The organism is Burkholderia thailandensis E264 (assembly GCF_000012365.1).
In the GTDB taxonomy this organism is placed as follows: domain Bacteria; phylum Pseudomonadota; class Gammaproteobacteria; order Burkholderiales; family Burkholderiaceae; genus Burkholderia; species Burkholderia thailandensis.
Genome location: NC_007651.1, coordinates 2589948 through 2602632, shown reverse-complemented (window position 1 = coordinate 2602632; position 12685 = coordinate 2589948). Strand labels below are relative to the sequence as shown.

Here is a 12685-nt window from a genome sequence, read left to right as displayed (position 1 = left end):
GGCTCACAGCCAGCCGGCCTTCCTGAAGCGCCGCCACAGGAACAGATCGGCGGCCGCCATCGCGCCGAGGCACACGTAGAAGCCGTAGCGCCAGTGCAGCTCCGGTATGTTGTTGAAGTTCATTCCGTAGATCCCGGCGATCATCGTCGGGATCGCGAACAGCGCGGCGAACGAGCCGAGCCGCTTCGTCACCTCGCTTTCCGCGAGCGAGATCATCCCGAGGTTCACCTGGATCGCGGTGACGAGCATCTCGCGCCGCCCTTCGATCGTCCGCACGATGCGCATCAGATGGTCGTAGACGTCGCGGAAATAATGGTCCATCCCCGCGCAGATCTGCGGAATCCGGCCGCCGACGAGCTTCGCGAGCGGCTCGACGAGCGGCGCCGTGTGCTGATGCAGCATCACGAGCCGGCGCTTGAGCGTGTACAAGTCCTCGATCAGCGCGCGGGCGGCGGCCGTGCCCGTCTTCTCGAAGATCCGGTCCTCCAGCGCCTCCAGCTCGGCGCCGAGCGCCTCGAGCGTCGGGAAATAGCGGTCGACGACCTGATCCATCAGCGCATAGAACACGAACGCGGCGCCCTCCTTCAGCAAATGCGGCTCGCGTTCGCAGCGCGCGCGCACCGCGCGGAAATCCTGCTCGGTGTGATTGCGGATCGACAGCACGTAGTTCGGGCCGACGAACACGTTCAGCTCGCCCACCTGCGGCTCGCCCTGCTGGTCGATCTCGACCGTGTGCAGCACGGCGAACAGCGAATCGCCGTACTCCTCGATCTTCGGGCGCTGGTGGCCCTTGCGCGCGTCCTCGAGCGCGAGTTCGTGCAGGCCGAACTCCTCGCCCATCCGCTCGATCTCTTCCGGCTCGGGGTCCTTCAGCGCGACCCAGACGAAGCACTCGGGCTTCGCGACGTAGTCGCTGATGTCGTCGATGTCGATGTCGGCCAGCTTGCGGCCATCCTGGTATGCGGCGCAGTTGATCAGCATGCAGTTGCGTGTGTCGAAGCCATTCCGGTGCACAGTTTAGCCGCTCCCGCGCTTGCCGGCGGCCGCGCGCCGCTTGCGCGGGCCGCCGATATTGGTCATGATCGGCGTCGTGCCCCCCGCCGCCGGCCGCGGCTCGCGGGCGGCGCTCCCTCGAATCGTCCGGCGGCCCATGGCGCCGCCCTGAGCGTCAAGGAGACAGCGATGTGGTACTTCTCATGGATTCTCGGCATCGGCGTCGCACTCGGCTTCGGCATCATCAACGCGATGTGGCTCGAGGCGAACGGCAACTTCCCGACAGGCGCCGCCGACGACGCGCATGACGCGAGCGCGCCCGCCACGCCGGAGGGCCGACGTTCGTGACGTATCTGGTGTTTTTCTGCGGCCATGCGGGCACCGGCAAGACGACGCTCGCGAAGCGGCTGATCCGGCCGCTGATGCAGACGACGGGCGAAGCGTTCTGCCTGCTCGACAAGGACACGCTGTACGGCCGCTACAGTTCGGCCGCGATGGGCGCGCTCACGCACGACCCGAACGATCGCGACAGCCCGCTCTATCTGAAGCATCTGCGCGATCCCGAATACCAGGGGCTGCTCGACACCGCGCGCGAGAACCTGGAGCTCGGCATCAGCGTGATCGTCGTCGGACCGCTGTCGCGCGAGGTGCGCGACCGCCGCCTGTTCGATCGCGCGTGGCTCGGCATCGGGCCCGACGTCGAGCTGCGGATCGTCTGGGTCCACACGTCGGAGGACACCGCGCACGCGCGCATCGTCGCGCGCGGCAATCCGAACGATGCGTACAAGCTCGCGCACTGGGACGATTACCGGCAACGCCGCTTCATCCCGACAGGCGAGCAATGCCAAGGGCTCCTGATGTTCGACAACACCGCGCCGACGGATACCGACGTCGACGCGCTGCTCGATCACATCGCGCCGTCGCGCGCGCGCGGCGCGTCGACGGTGCCGCCGCTGCCCGCCTGACGCGGCGCGGCCGCGCGTTGCCGATCATGGCGGCACGCGCACGAAAGAACGCCGGGACGGCCCTCGGGCCACTCCGGCGTTCTTTCGAGAATCAAGATCTCGCATCGCGCTTGCCTCGGTGCGATCGCGGCGTGAGCCGGCCGCCGGGCGCAACGCATGCCGCGCCCGGCGCGCGCATCATGCGAGCGCGCGCATCCGCTCGAGCGTGCCGCCCTCGTACAGCTTGCCGAAACGGTTCGCGAGGAACGCGTGCAGCGGCACCTGCTCCTGGCGCACGAAGCCGCTTTGCGGCAGCTTCTTCTCGCGGAACAGATCGAGCACCGCGCACATCGCGCCCGCCGTCGTGATCTGGATCGCGCTCATCGGCATCCCGCAGATCTCCTTCGCGAAAATCTTGCGCGTGAACACGTCCTGCACGAGCTGGCCGTGCTTCACCCCCGTCACCGTGACGAACACCAGCACGACGTCCTGCTTCGTCGACGGCACCGCGCGGCGCATCATCGATTTCAGCGTGTCGCGGTCGGTCGCGAGGCGCAGGTCCTCGAGCAGGAACTGGATCAGCTCGCGGTGGCCCGGATAGCGGACCGACTTGTAATCGAGCGTCTCGACCTTGCCTTCGAGCGTCTCGCACAGCGTGCCGAGGCCGCCCGACGTGTTGAACGCCTCGTATTCGATGCCGTCGAGCGAGAAATGCTCGAGCCCCTCGAGCGGCTGCACCCACTGGCGGCGGCCGTCGCGCACCGCTTCGCACGGCTGGCAGTATTCGTTGATGAGGCCGTCGACGCTCCACGTCAGGTTGTACTTCAATGCGTTGGTCGGATACTCGGGAAGCGCGCCGACGCGCATCTTCACGTCGCGCACCTCGGTGAAGCCGTTCACGAGCTCGTGCGCGGCAATGCCGATGAAGCCCGGCGCGAGGCCGCATTGCGGCATGAACGCGCGATCCGAGCCTTCCGCCAGCTCGCGGATCGCGCTCGTCGCGCGCACGTCCTCGGTCAGATCGAAATAATGCACGCGCGCGGCCTTCGCGGCGGCAGCAACGTTGACGGCGAGGTAGTACGGCAGCGCGTTGACGAGCGCGTCGAAGCCCTTCACCGCTTCGCGGATCGCGCTCGCGTCGGCGGAATCGACGCGCTGCGTCGCGATGCCTTCGTTCGCGAGCTTCGCGAGCGCATCCGGATCGCGATCGAATGCAACGACTTCGTAGTCGCCGGTTTCGCGCAGCAAATGAGCGATGGTGTGGCCGATGAGACCCGCGCCGACAATGGCGATTTTCATGTCGTTCTCTCCTGACAAGGTGATTGTTGTAAGTGGCGTGTTGCCCTGTCGGAAAGTGTAGGGATGTGCAAAAACACTTTATAGACGAAAATTGATGCGAAACGACGTCAATTTTCGACGAAACGTCGAACGTTTTCGTCGACTCGTCAAGATCGGCCGATCAGCCGGCGGCGAGCGGCCATCGCGCGCCGATCCGGCGCGTCCGTCTCGATGCAGCGCATCGCGACGCATCGGCCGCCGCCTCGCGGCGCCGCCCGCCTACCAGATCTCGCAGCTTGACCGCGTGCCGCGCGCCTGCCTACGCTCGATCGCGGGTATCGTCGCGGCCGCCCACGCCAAGCCGGCGCGCCGATCCCGCGGCCCGGCGCATCACCGCACGCGCTGTCGGCGCATCGCCGCGTCCATCGCGGCGGCGGGCTCGCCCGAGGCCTCCCCGGTCCCATCCATTGGAGAACAACAATGACAATCGTGACCCGAAACGCAGCTCGTCTGATCCGTCTTGCCGCCGTCGCCGGCTTCATGTCGTTCGCCGTCGCGCCGGCCGCGCACGCGGCGAAAGTCAGTCAGGAGGGGCGGTGCTCGATCAAGGAGAGCGCACCTGCGGACCCGTGCAAGGCCGACCGCGGGCGAACGGCCACGGGGGTCTACCCGGGCAAGAGCCACGAGGCGTGCACCGAGGCGAAGAAGCTCGCACGCACGAACCTGGAGGCGCGCGTCTCGAACAAGGCGTGCATGGCCTACACGGATTGCAGCAAGCCCTGCAAAGTGATCGAATCGCAGTAAACCGGCTACGCGCGCAGCCGGCCGCGCGTCATGCGCCGTCTGCGCGCGGCCGCTCGCCCTCCGCCCGGCTCACGGGCGTCCCGCAGCCGCTGCAAAATGGAAAGAACGCGAAATTGCGCGTGCCGCATCCGCCGCACTGCTCGAACAGCTTGAGCCCGCAGTGGATGCAGAACGTCGCGCCGTCGCCGCCCAGATTCCACGGCTTGTCGCACGACGGGCAGAGCTTCTTCTGATACGCGGCGATCGCCTTCTCGTAGCCGATCGCCCGCGCGCGCTCGTGCTGGCTGCGCCGCATCTCGTCGCGCTTGCGCTCGACGTAGCGCTGGAACGCGCGCAGCATGTAGACGCCCGCGAACACCGTGAGCACGATGCCGACGATCACGCGCACGTAACCGCCGAAACTCGGCAGATATGGCACGAGCTCGACGAAGAACGCCATCAGCGCGAACATCCCGAAGCCATAGACGAAAGGCCAGTAGCGCACCTTCCGGTAACGAACGAACAGCCAGACGGCGAGCACGAGGATCGGCAGCGTGAACGCGAGCCGCCACGCGAACACGACGAGCTCGTAGCGGCGGCTCGCCTGCTCGTAGCGCCGCTCGGCCTGCGCCCGCGATTGCGAAAGCTGCGCGCTCACGTCGTCCTGGCGCTTGCGCAGCGCGTCGAGCTGGTCGGCGATCTGGTCCTGCTGCCGCTGCCAGCCGGCCACCGCCGCCTGCAGTTCGTCGAGCTGGCGCGTGCGCGCGAGCACGTCCGGATTGCGGCTTGCATCGCCCGTCGCGCTGCGCGTCGCGATCCAGTTGCGAAAGCTCTCCTTCGCCTGGTCGTATTCCTGCTGCGCGCGATTGCGGGCGGTCGCGAACGCGTCGGCCTTGTCGGTCAGCGCGCCCTGCTCACGCTGCAGTTCGCGCTGCGTCGCGCGCAGCGCGCCGTCGGCCTGCGTGTCGGCGTAGCGCGCGAGCGTCGGCGGCCCGCCGCGCGGCGCGAACGCCATGTCGCGAATCACGAGGCTGCCGAGCATGTTGAGAAACAGCGCGAACGCCACGGCGATGCCCCACGACGCGATCTGCAGCAGCCGCTCGGGGCGCGAATAGGTTTGACTCGTCGTCATGATCCCGGTCTCTCCCGTCAGGGTGGTCCTCTCCGCCGCCGCGCGTCGTGCGTCGGCGCGTCAGCCCATCGACCCGCGATCGATCTTGCGCGCGAGGATGATCGAGGTCGTCGTCCGCTCGACGCCTTCGAGCGCGCCGATCTGATCGAGCAGGTCGTTCAGGCGCTCGGGCGAATCGGCGCGCAGCCATGCGACGTAATCGTACTCGCCGCTCACCGCGCACAACAGTTGCACCTCGGGCATGCGATCGAGCCGCTTGAGCACGTCCTTGCCGTACTTCGGCGCGAGGATGATGCCGACGTACGCGTAGATGCTCGCGTCGAGCACGTCCTGCCCGAGCCGCACGCTGTAGCCCGCGATCACCTGCGTGCGCTCGAGCCGCGCGATCCGCGCGAGCACCGTCGTGCGCGCGACGCCCAACTGCCGCGCGAGATCCGCGACGCTCGCGCGCGCGTTCGCCTGCAGCAGCGCGACGAGGTTGCGATCGAGGTCGTCGAGTTGGTCGAGTCGGGGTGGGCGCATGGCGGATCGGCGAATGAAGGTGCCGCGATGATAGCGCCGAACCGCCGCGCGCCCAAGCCGGCGTCCGTTCGGGCCGCTTTTCGAATCGCCCGCCGCGCGGACTTGCGCGCAGCCGTTCCCGCCGCCACGGCATCGCCCGTTGCCGCAGCGGCCCGCACGCAAAATGCGCGCCGCGCGCGAGCGTCCGCCGACATCGCCGCCCCGCGCGTCGCGCCGCCCCGATGCGCAGCGCCCGCGCAATGCCGAGCATGCAGGCGGCGAAATCGTCCGAGCGCCTCGCGCCGATCGGCACGAAATTGCCCGGGCCGATGCGCCCGGCGCCGAGCGACGCGCCGCACATCGACGGCCCCGCCGGCCGGCACGTTCCCCGCACGGGCGCGATTTCGATTCGTTTCGGTTGTAAGCCGCCGTCGCATTGCCGCCCAACGGCCCGCCGTCGTGATACTAATAGCGCGGGACGCGCGCCGCGCCCGCCTCCGGATTTCCGTCCGACGATCACACAGGAGCTCCCATGAAACAGATCTCGCTGACTGTTGCCGCCGCGCTCACGCTGGCGGCCACGCTCGCGCACGCGCAAACGAGCGCGTCGGCGCCCGCCGCCGCGGCTTCCGCGCCCGCCGCGGCCGCGCGCCACGAAGCGCGCGTCGAGGAGCGCATCAGGTACCTGCACAACCAGTTGAAGATCACGCCGGAGCAGGAGCCGCAATGGAAGACGTTCGCCGACACGATGCGCGAGAACGGCGCGACGATGGCGCGTCTGTATCGCGAGCGAATGGAGAACAAGACCGCGTCCGCGCTCGACGACATGAAGCAGTACGCGGCGCTCACGCAGGCGAACGCGGACGGCGCGAAGAAGCTCGCCGACACGTTCGCGCCGCTGTACGCGAGCTTCCCGGCCGAGCAGAAGACGCTGGCCGACTCGACGTTCCGCAAATGGCTGCACCCGGAGCCGGGCAAGGGGCGCGCGCGCAAGCATCCGGGCAAGGCGGGCGGCCCGCCCGCCGCGAGCGCCGGCGCCGCGCAGTAACGCGAACGCGGGAGCGAGCCGGCCGTCGGCATGCGGCAACCGGTGCGCTCGTGCTCGTTCGCGACGCCCGCCCCCGACGCTCGGCGAGGTGATGCGCGCCGCATCGAACGCGCACGACCCGACGAAGGCGTCGGCGAGCACACCGCCGACGCACCGCTGCGCACTCGCCCGCCCCGTCTCGTCCCCGCGCATAGCCTGCCGAAACATCCGCCGGCGCACGATCACACGCCCCGCGCCGGCCAGTCGCCCACCCGGCGATGCGCGCGCCCGCTCGCGCCAGGCATCCCGCCCGGCGGGCGTGTCGTGCCCGTCAGTCACGGCGCGGACGTGACCCGCTCGATCATCGCCCGCACCGCGCGCATCTGCGCGCCCGACTTCCATGCGTAGTTCTGTCCGGTGTACGCGAACCAGTCCCAGCATCCCTGCGGATCGTTTGGCGTGGTGGTCTTCGCAACCTGCGGATACAGCACGACGATGCCGTTCGCGTCGGCCCAGTTGTCGTACGTCGTCATGTCGCGCACGACGGCGGCCGACTGCAGGCAGCCGTGAAACACGACATGAACCTTGCAGCCGGCGTTCGCGTCGCATGCGCGCGGCACGTATGCATATCCGTCCGCCGCGAGCCCGCTCGACGCGGGCGCGAACTCGCGCTGGTCGAATGCGATCGCACGTCCCGCCGGCTTCGCCGCGGGCGGCGAGAGCGGCCCGTAAATCGCCTCGAGCAGCGCGCCCGCCTGGTCATAGCCCGATTGCCCGACCGTGCAATGGCTGATGTACGGCGCGGCGTTCGCGTCGCACGCGTTGCCCGCGGACGGCGTGACGAACGCGTGGCCGGCCGGAATGTCGGCGACGTAGACGATGCTCGACACGGGCACGCCGGCGAGCCAGAAGAACGACCATGCCGCATCGACGGCCGACTGACGGACGACCGTGTCTTTCGTGCCGCTGAACAGATAGACCTTCGCGCGCTGCAGGTTCGCGAGCGGATCGATCTGCCCGCGCGCGGCGAAGCCCTGCGCCGCGCCCACCAGCCGTCCCGAATCCGGCACCATGTTGGGCACGAGCCCTCGGCAGAGGTCGGTGTTCGCGAGGCTGCCCGCCGCGCAGTAATACGGGCCGCCCGCGATCACGCCGACGCCGATCACCGACGCCGAATACGCGACCTGATACTGGAGCGCCATGTACGCGCCCGACGACAAACCGGACACCGATACGCGATTCGCGTCCGCGCGCAGCGCGGGCAACGGCGGCGAGGCAGGCGCGCTCGCGGGCGCGGCGGCGAGCGTGATCGTAAGCGCGGCGGCGAGCATCGCGCGCGCGGCGGCGAGCATCGCGCGCGCGGCGGCGTGGCGCATCTGCATGGCTTTCCCCTTGGTCTGCGCCGGGCGACGTCGGGCATGGCCGGCGTCGCCCGGACTGGTCGACACAGTCGGACGGCAAATCGAGACGCGATCACTTTATCTTTGTCTGAACGCCCGTCGCCCGCAAGGTCGGCGTTCACGCGAGTCTGGATTCGCGCTAAAGTGATGTGCTTTTATTGACAAAATCGACATGATCGAACTGAAAAACGTCGACCTGAGCAACGATCCGGACGCGCTGCGCGTCGTCAAGGACGAGACGGTTCAGGTCGAGTTCGCCGCGCAGCCGGGCGAACTGACGAGCCTCGAAGGCCCGAACCGCTATGCGACGGGCGACGCGCTCGTCACCGGTTCGACGGGCGACCGCTGGGTGGTGTCGCGCGAGCGCTTCGACGCGAAATACGCGCCCGCGGCGGCGGGCGTCGCGCACGGCGCGCCGGGCGCATACCGCAACCGCCCGGCCGTCGTGCTCGCGAAGCGAATGGACGTGCCGTTCTCGATCGCGCGCTCGGCGGGCGGCGACACGCTGCGCGGCGACGCGGGCGACTGGGTGATGCAATACGCGCCGGGCGATTACGGCGTCGTGCAGGCGAAGCGCTTCGCTCAGGTGTATCGCGAAGCGGGCTGACCCATCGCGCATTCGCGACGATTCCGCCGCACCCGGCTGCGCACGCGCGCTTGAACGCGTTCAAGCGCCGCCGCATGCGAGAAAGATCCGCGCCCCGCGACAAACACCAAGCCCGCCGCTCGACAGACCGAGACGGCGGGCTTCTTTCATCGCGACCGGCATTGGGCAAGACGGCGCGACGGCGCGCGCCCAGCGCCCGTCACGCGAACTCGTCGCCGAGCTCGAGCGTCGTCTCGCGCGGCACCGCCTCGCCCGCCGCGTGCCGCTCCTCGAGCGAGCCGAGCGTCGCCTCCACGTAAGCGCGCAGCACCGCATGGCTGCGCGCGCGCTGCATCGGCTTGAGCGCGAGATAACGCCGCAGCGCGGCGCCCGCGAAGCGCACGTCGAGCGTCGTCTTGCGCGGCGTCGCGCCGAAGCGCATCGCGAGCCAGTGCACGGAAAGGAAGCGCCCCGCTTCGTCGGCGCGCTCGGAAAAGCGCGTCTGCTCGGGAAAGAGATCGCAGATCACGCGCGCGAGCTCGCCGAATTCGGCGCTCGCGCAGTCGTATTGATAATCGTCCATCGTCGCGGTACGGTTCAGCGTGCGGCGCGCGCGGGCCGGCACAGTTTCATCAGCGCGCCGGCGAAACCCGCCGTGAGCAGCAGATACAGCGCGACCATCCATTCGAACGGCACGCCGCCGCCGTTGTAGACGATCGACGGCAGATCGATGACGGGATGCAGCACGATCATCGCGGGCAGGGTCCAGCGCCTGTTCGCGCGGATGCCCCGCCACATCAGCACGGACAGCGCGATCTGCACGACGAACGCGGCGACGCGCTCGAGCGCCGACACCGCAACCGACACCGGCGACATCGTCGCGAGCATCACCTGGATGCGCAGTGCGAGATCGGCGGGCATCGTCTGCAGTTGGGCGTTCAGCTCGCCGCGATTCGCGAGCCACGCGAGATAGACCCATTGCGCGAGCACGACGACACCGACGAACCACGCCTGCGCGCCGCCGTGACCGATGCCGTTCGCGAGGCCGCGCGCATCGCCGTCCGACGGGCCGTAGCGTTTCGCGAGAAAGCGCAGCCCGAGATAGCGGCCGACCTCCTCGAACAGCGCGGCGACCACGGTGCCGAACACCGCGAACGCGACGGGCTTCGACAGCCACGTGACGGCCGACGGCTGGCTCAGCAGCAGCGCGTAGAGACCTCGTTCGAGCAGCGTCGCGAACACCGTGTAGACGACGACGCCGATGATCGCGTCGCGCCGGTCGAGTGCCATCGGCTTGCGGAGGAATCGATAGAGGCCGATCGGCAGCAACGCCACGACGAGCGTGGCGATGACGAGCGCCGCCAGCGTGACGGGAGCAACGGTCATGACAATCCTTGTTCGAAACGCGCACCGGTGCGATGCGTGCCCCGAATGATACTCAACTCAGCTCGCGGTCGACGCGCGCACGCGCAGCTCGCCCGGCAGCAGCGCCTCGTGGATGTCGCCCGTGCCGCCGTCGATCCGCTCGTGGACGAACTCGACCGCGCGATAGCCGATGTCGTAAGTCGGCTGGCGGATCGTCGTCACGCCGATCAGTTCCGCCCAGTCGGGATCGTCGATCGCGATCAGCGCGGCGCGCTTTTGCCATGCATCGCCGTACCGCGCGTGCAGGTGCCGCGCGATCGCGAGCGCGACGGGTGCGTTCGCCGCGAAGATCGCGGGCCGCATGGGCTCGCCCGCGGCCGCGTCGATGCGCGCATCGAGCTCGGCGAGCGCGTGCTGCACGGATGCCGGATCGCTCGGCTCGAGCACGATCGTCGGATGCACGGCGCGCCCGGAGGCCGCGACCTGCGCACGGAACGCGGCCTCGCGCAGCCGCCGCGAGCTCACGTGCTCGAACGGCTGCACGACGAAATGAAGCGACTGGAAGCCCTGCGCGAACAGATGCTGCAAGCCCGTGGCGATCGCGGCCGCGTTGTCGAGGCCGATCATGTCGGCCTCGAAGCCCTCGACGCTGCGATCGACGAGCACGGTCGGAATGCCGCCGCCGCGCAGCGATCTCAGCGCGTTCTCGTCGGCGCCGAGCGCGTTGACGATCATGCCTTCGACGCGATAGGTCGTGAGCAACTGCAGATAGCGGCGCTCCATCTCGAGCTCGTTCGCCGCGTGGCAGATGAGCGGCATGTAGCCGAGCGCGTGGCACGCGGCCTCGACGCCGCGCAGCACTTCGACCGTGTAGGGATTCGTCAGGTCAGCGGCGAGCAGGCCGAGCAGGCGGTTGCGGCCGCGTTTGAGGCCGCGCGCCATCTGGTTCGGACGGTAGTTCAGGCGCGCGATCGCGTCTTCGATGCGCTGGCGCAGGTCGGCGGACAGCACGTTCGTTTCGCCGTTCAGGTAGCGCGAGACGCTGGTCTTGCCGGTGCCCGCCTCGCGGGCGACGTCGCTGATCGTCGCGGGACGCGACGGCTGAGTTCGTGGATCGCTCACTGTGGCGCCTCGTGACGAGCGGCCCGCGCCGCCTCGTGAACGGGCGGGTCATTGTTGTTGGATGAAAAGGCCAACTGACGATGTCTCCTGTCGGCCGATTCCGGCCCGGCAAAGCTAAGGACGGCGCCCGAGCGCCCATCTTGCCGCGACGGCTGAGCGGCGATTAGCGGGCGATCATAACGCAGGCGATCGGGCCGTACCAAGATGGCCTCCTCTAGCGTGGAGGGACGCGGCGCGGGGGCGCGTCGCGCCGCCGCGCCGCGCTGCCGTGCGCATGCGGCATCCATCGATGGAAAGCGCGCTGCGTCGCGCATCATCGTCGCATCCTCCGCCTCGAACCCCGCCCCCGCCGCCCCGCTCGCAAGCTGTCGGACTGCTGACGATTCGGCCGCCGAATCGGGACGCGAAGCAATAAGCCATATCCGACATCGCGCCCGCGCTCGCCATGCGTCGCGCGATGCGGCATGCTCCTCGCGCGCGAGCAACACGCGCGAAAGCCCGCCACGCGAGCGCGCCGCCGCCCCGATGCGCCGCCCGCGCGCGCGGCAAACCCGCCGCGCGCGATCGGCTCGGCGCTCAAGGCGCCGACGGCGCGCGCCGCAGCACGTCGCGATTGACGATATTGCACGCAAGCGTGCCGTCGAGCGCCGCGATCACGTTTTCGGCCGCGCAGCGCGCCATCGCACGGCGCGTTTCGTGCGTCGCCGAGCCGATATGCGGCAGCGCGACGACGTTGTTCATCGACAGCAACGGCGAATCGACGGCGAGCGGTTCGCGCTCGAACACGTCGAGACCCGCCGCACGAATCGTTCCCGCGCGCAGTGCGTCGATCAGCGCCGACTCGTCGACGACGGGCCCGCGCGACGCGTTCACGAGGATCGCGCCGCGCTTCATCTTCCCGAGCTCGCGCGCGCCGATCAGATGCCGTGTTTGCGGCGAAAGCGGCACTTGCACGCACACGAAGTCGGACTCGGCGAGCAATTCGTCGAGCTCGACGCGGCGCGCGCCGAACTGCGCCTGCGCCTCCAGGTTCGCGCTGCGGTTCGTGTAGAGCACCGGCATCCGGAAGCCGAGCGCCGCGCGGCGCGCGACCGCGGCGCCGATGCGCCCGAGCCCGACGATGCCGAGCGTCTTGCCGTTCACGTCGGTGCCGTAGAGCGACTCGCCGATACTCTGCCGCCACTGCCCCGCCTTCACGAACTCGGCGAGCTCGACGACGCGCCGCGCGCTCGCGAGAATCAGCGCGAACACGGTGTCGGCGGTCGCCTCGGTCAGCACGTCCGGCGTGTGCGCGAGCACGATCCCGCGGCGCGTCAGATCGGCGACGTCGAAGTTGTCGAAGCCCACCGAGATCGTCGACCACGCGCGCAGCCGAGGCGCGAGATCGAGCAGCTCGGGCGTGATCTTCAGGCTCGCGCCGAGCGCGCCGTCGGCGTCGGGCAGCGCGCGCGCGAGCGCGTCGGCGCCCTCGACGAGCACGACGTCGGCGCGCTCGCGCAGGGTCGCGAGCACGTCGCCGGGAAGCGGCTTGTAGACGACGATGCGATGCTTCAT

General features: G+C 69.3%; 15 protein-coding genes. 6 read left to right on the top strand and 9 right to left on the bottom strand.

From position 1 onward, the window contains the following. Positions 1 to 3: 3 nt before the first annotated feature. On the bottom strand, positions 4 to 981 hold the full coding sequence (corA, locus tag BTH_RS23975; RefSeq protein WP_009890981.1) for a magnesium/cobalt transporter CorA: 978 nt from the start codon (positions 979 to 981) through the stop codon (positions 4 to 6). Positions 982 to 1182: 201 nt separating this feature from the next. Between corA and cydX the strand changes: the two genes are divergently transcribed. Together cydX and BTH_RS23965 are read left to right on the top strand one after the other, a co-directional pair. Beyond that, positions 1183 to 1341 (top strand): cytochrome bd-I oxidase subunit CydX, encoded by a 159-nt coding sequence (cydX, locus tag BTH_RS23970; RefSeq protein ID WP_009890978.1) that lies wholly within the window; start codon positions 1183 to 1185, stop codon positions 1339 to 1341. Further along, positions 1338 to 1958 carry an AAA family ATPase gene (locus BTH_RS23965; RefSeq protein ID WP_009890974.1) on the top strand — a complete coding sequence of 207 codons (621 nt, stop codon included), beginning with the start codon at positions 1338 to 1340 and terminating at the stop codon, positions 1956 to 1958. The genes cydX and BTH_RS23965 overlap by 4 nt, the downstream gene beginning before the upstream one ends. A gap of 177 nt (positions 1959 to 2135) precedes the next feature. Here the strand turns inward: BTH_RS23965 and BTH_RS23960 are convergent, their stop codons facing one another. After that, positions 2136 to 3236, bottom strand: a complete 1101-nt coding sequence (locus BTH_RS23960) for a saccharopine dehydrogenase family protein (protein ID WP_009890972.1) — start codon at positions 3234 to 3236, stop codon at positions 2136 to 2138. A gap of 94 nt (positions 3237 to 3330) precedes the next feature. On the opposite strand from BTH_RS23960, the gene BTH_RS34635 reads away from it, so the two are divergent. Continuing rightward, on the top strand, positions 3331 to 3699 hold the full coding sequence (locus BTH_RS34635; RefSeq protein WP_154660005.1) for a hypothetical protein: 369 nt from the start codon (positions 3331 to 3333) through the stop codon (positions 3697 to 3699). After that, on the top strand, positions 3696 to 4019 hold the full coding sequence (locus BTH_RS23955; RefSeq protein ID WP_009890971.1) for a hypothetical protein: 324 nt from the start codon (positions 3696 to 3698) through the stop codon (positions 4017 to 4019). Before BTH_RS34635 ends, BTH_RS23955 begins: the two co-directional genes overlap by 4 nt. Positions 4020 to 4047: 28 nt before the next feature. Here the strand turns inward: BTH_RS23955 and BTH_RS23950 are convergent, their stop codons facing one another. Further along, a complete protein-coding gene (locus BTH_RS23950; protein ID WP_009890969.1) occupies positions 4048 to 5130 on the bottom strand; it encodes a zinc ribbon domain-containing protein in 1083 nt (360 codons plus the stop codon). A gap of 60 nt (positions 5131 to 5190) precedes the next feature. Then, on the bottom strand, positions 5191 to 5652 hold the full coding sequence (locus tag BTH_RS23945; RefSeq protein ID WP_009905224.1) for an Lrp/AsnC family transcriptional regulator: 462 nt from the start codon (positions 5650 to 5652) through the stop codon (positions 5191 to 5193). 511 nt (positions 5653 to 6163) lie between these two features. On the opposite strand from BTH_RS23945, the gene BTH_RS23940 reads away from it, so the two are divergent. Then, a complete protein-coding gene (locus BTH_RS23940) occupies positions 6164 to 6679 on the top strand; it encodes a Spy/CpxP family protein refolding chaperone (RefSeq protein WP_009890966.1) in 516 nt (171 codons plus the stop codon). Between the two features lie 314 nt (positions 6680 to 6993). On the opposite strand, the gene BTH_RS23935 is transcribed toward BTH_RS23940, so the two are convergent. Then, on the bottom strand, positions 6994 to 8040 hold the full coding sequence (locus BTH_RS23935; protein ID WP_009890965.1) for an extracellular catalytic domain type 2 short-chain-length polyhydroxyalkanoate depolymerase: 1047 nt from the start codon (positions 8038 to 8040) through the stop codon (positions 6994 to 6996). Between the two features lie 190 nt (positions 8041 to 8230). On the opposite strand from BTH_RS23935, the gene BTH_RS23930 reads away from it, so the two are divergent. Continuing rightward, positions 8231 to 8665 (top strand): PGDYG domain-containing protein, encoded by a 435-nt coding sequence (locus BTH_RS23930; protein WP_009890963.1) that lies wholly within the window; start codon positions 8231 to 8233, stop codon positions 8663 to 8665. A gap of 199 nt (positions 8666 to 8864) precedes the next feature. On the opposite strand, the gene BTH_RS23925 is transcribed toward BTH_RS23930, so the two are convergent. The 4 genes from BTH_RS23925 to BTH_RS23910 form a co-directional block, all read right to left on the bottom strand. Beyond that, entirely contained in the window at positions 8865 to 9227 is a 363-nt protein-coding gene (locus tag BTH_RS23925) for a DUF3022 domain-containing protein (protein WP_009890961.1), read from the bottom strand. Between the two features lie 14 nt (positions 9228 to 9241). After that, a complete protein-coding gene (locus BTH_RS23920; protein WP_009890960.1) occupies positions 9242 to 10030 on the bottom strand; it encodes a YhfC family intramembrane metalloprotease in 789 nt (262 codons plus the stop codon). Positions 10031 to 10087: 57 nt separating this feature from the next. After that, the gene (locus tag BTH_RS23915) at positions 10088 to 11131 is read right to left on the bottom strand and encodes a LacI family DNA-binding transcriptional regulator (protein ID WP_009890958.1); all 1044 of its coding nucleotides are present in this window, start codon (positions 11129 to 11131) and stop codon (positions 10088 to 10090) included. 576 nt (positions 11132 to 11707) lie between these two features. Then, positions 11708 to 12685 carry a 2-hydroxyacid dehydrogenase gene (locus BTH_RS23910; RefSeq protein WP_009890954.1) on the bottom strand — a complete coding sequence of 326 codons (978 nt, stop codon included), beginning with the start codon at positions 12683 to 12685 and terminating at the stop codon, positions 11708 to 11710.

Excerpts from the sequence above, each read along its gene's own strand:
- corA (WP_009890981.1), bottom strand. The coding sequence starts at position 981 with ATGCTGATCAACTGCGCCGCATACCAGGATGGCCGCAAGCTGGCCGAC.
- cydX (WP_009890978.1), top strand. The coding sequence starts at position 1,183 with ATGTGGTACTTCTCATGGATTCTCGGCATCGGCGTCGCACTCGGCTTC.
- BTH_RS23960 (WP_009890972.1), bottom strand. The coding sequence starts at position 3,236 with ATGAAAATCGCCATTGTCGGCGCGGGTCTCATCGGCCACACCATCGCT.
- BTH_RS34635 (WP_154660005.1), top strand. The coding sequence starts at position 3,331 with ATGCGAAACGACGTCAATTTTCGACGAAACGTCGAACGTTTTCGTCGA.
- BTH_RS23955 (WP_009890971.1), top strand. The coding sequence starts at position 3,696 with ATGACAATCGTGACCCGAAACGCAGCTCGTCTGATCCGTCTTGCCGCC.
- BTH_RS23950 (WP_009890969.1), bottom strand. The coding sequence starts at position 5,130 with ATGACGACGAGTCAAACCTATTCGCGCCCCGAGCGGCTGCTGCAGATC.
- BTH_RS23945 (WP_009905224.1), bottom strand. The coding sequence starts at position 5,652 with ATGCGCCCACCCCGACTCGACCAACTCGACGACCTCGATCGCAACCTC.
- BTH_RS23940 (WP_009890966.1), top strand. The coding sequence starts at position 6,164 with ATGAAACAGATCTCGCTGACTGTTGCCGCCGCGCTCACGCTGGCGGCC.
- BTH_RS23935 (WP_009890965.1), bottom strand. The coding sequence starts at position 8,040 with ATGCAGATGCGCCACGCCGCCGCGCGCGCGATGCTCGCCGCCGCGCGC.
- BTH_RS23930 (WP_009890963.1), top strand. The coding sequence starts at position 8,231 with ATGATCGAACTGAAAAACGTCGACCTGAGCAACGATCCGGACGCGCTG.
- BTH_RS23925 (WP_009890961.1), bottom strand. The coding sequence starts at position 9,227 with ATGGACGATTATCAATACGACTGCGCGAGCGCCGAATTCGGCGAGCTC.
- BTH_RS23920 (WP_009890960.1), bottom strand. The coding sequence starts at position 10,030 with ATGACCGTTGCTCCCGTCACGCTGGCGGCGCTCGTCATCGCCACGCTC.
- BTH_RS23910 (WP_009890954.1), bottom strand. The coding sequence starts at position 12,685 with ATGAAGCATCGCATCGTCGTCTACAAGCCGCTTCCCGGCGACGTGCTC.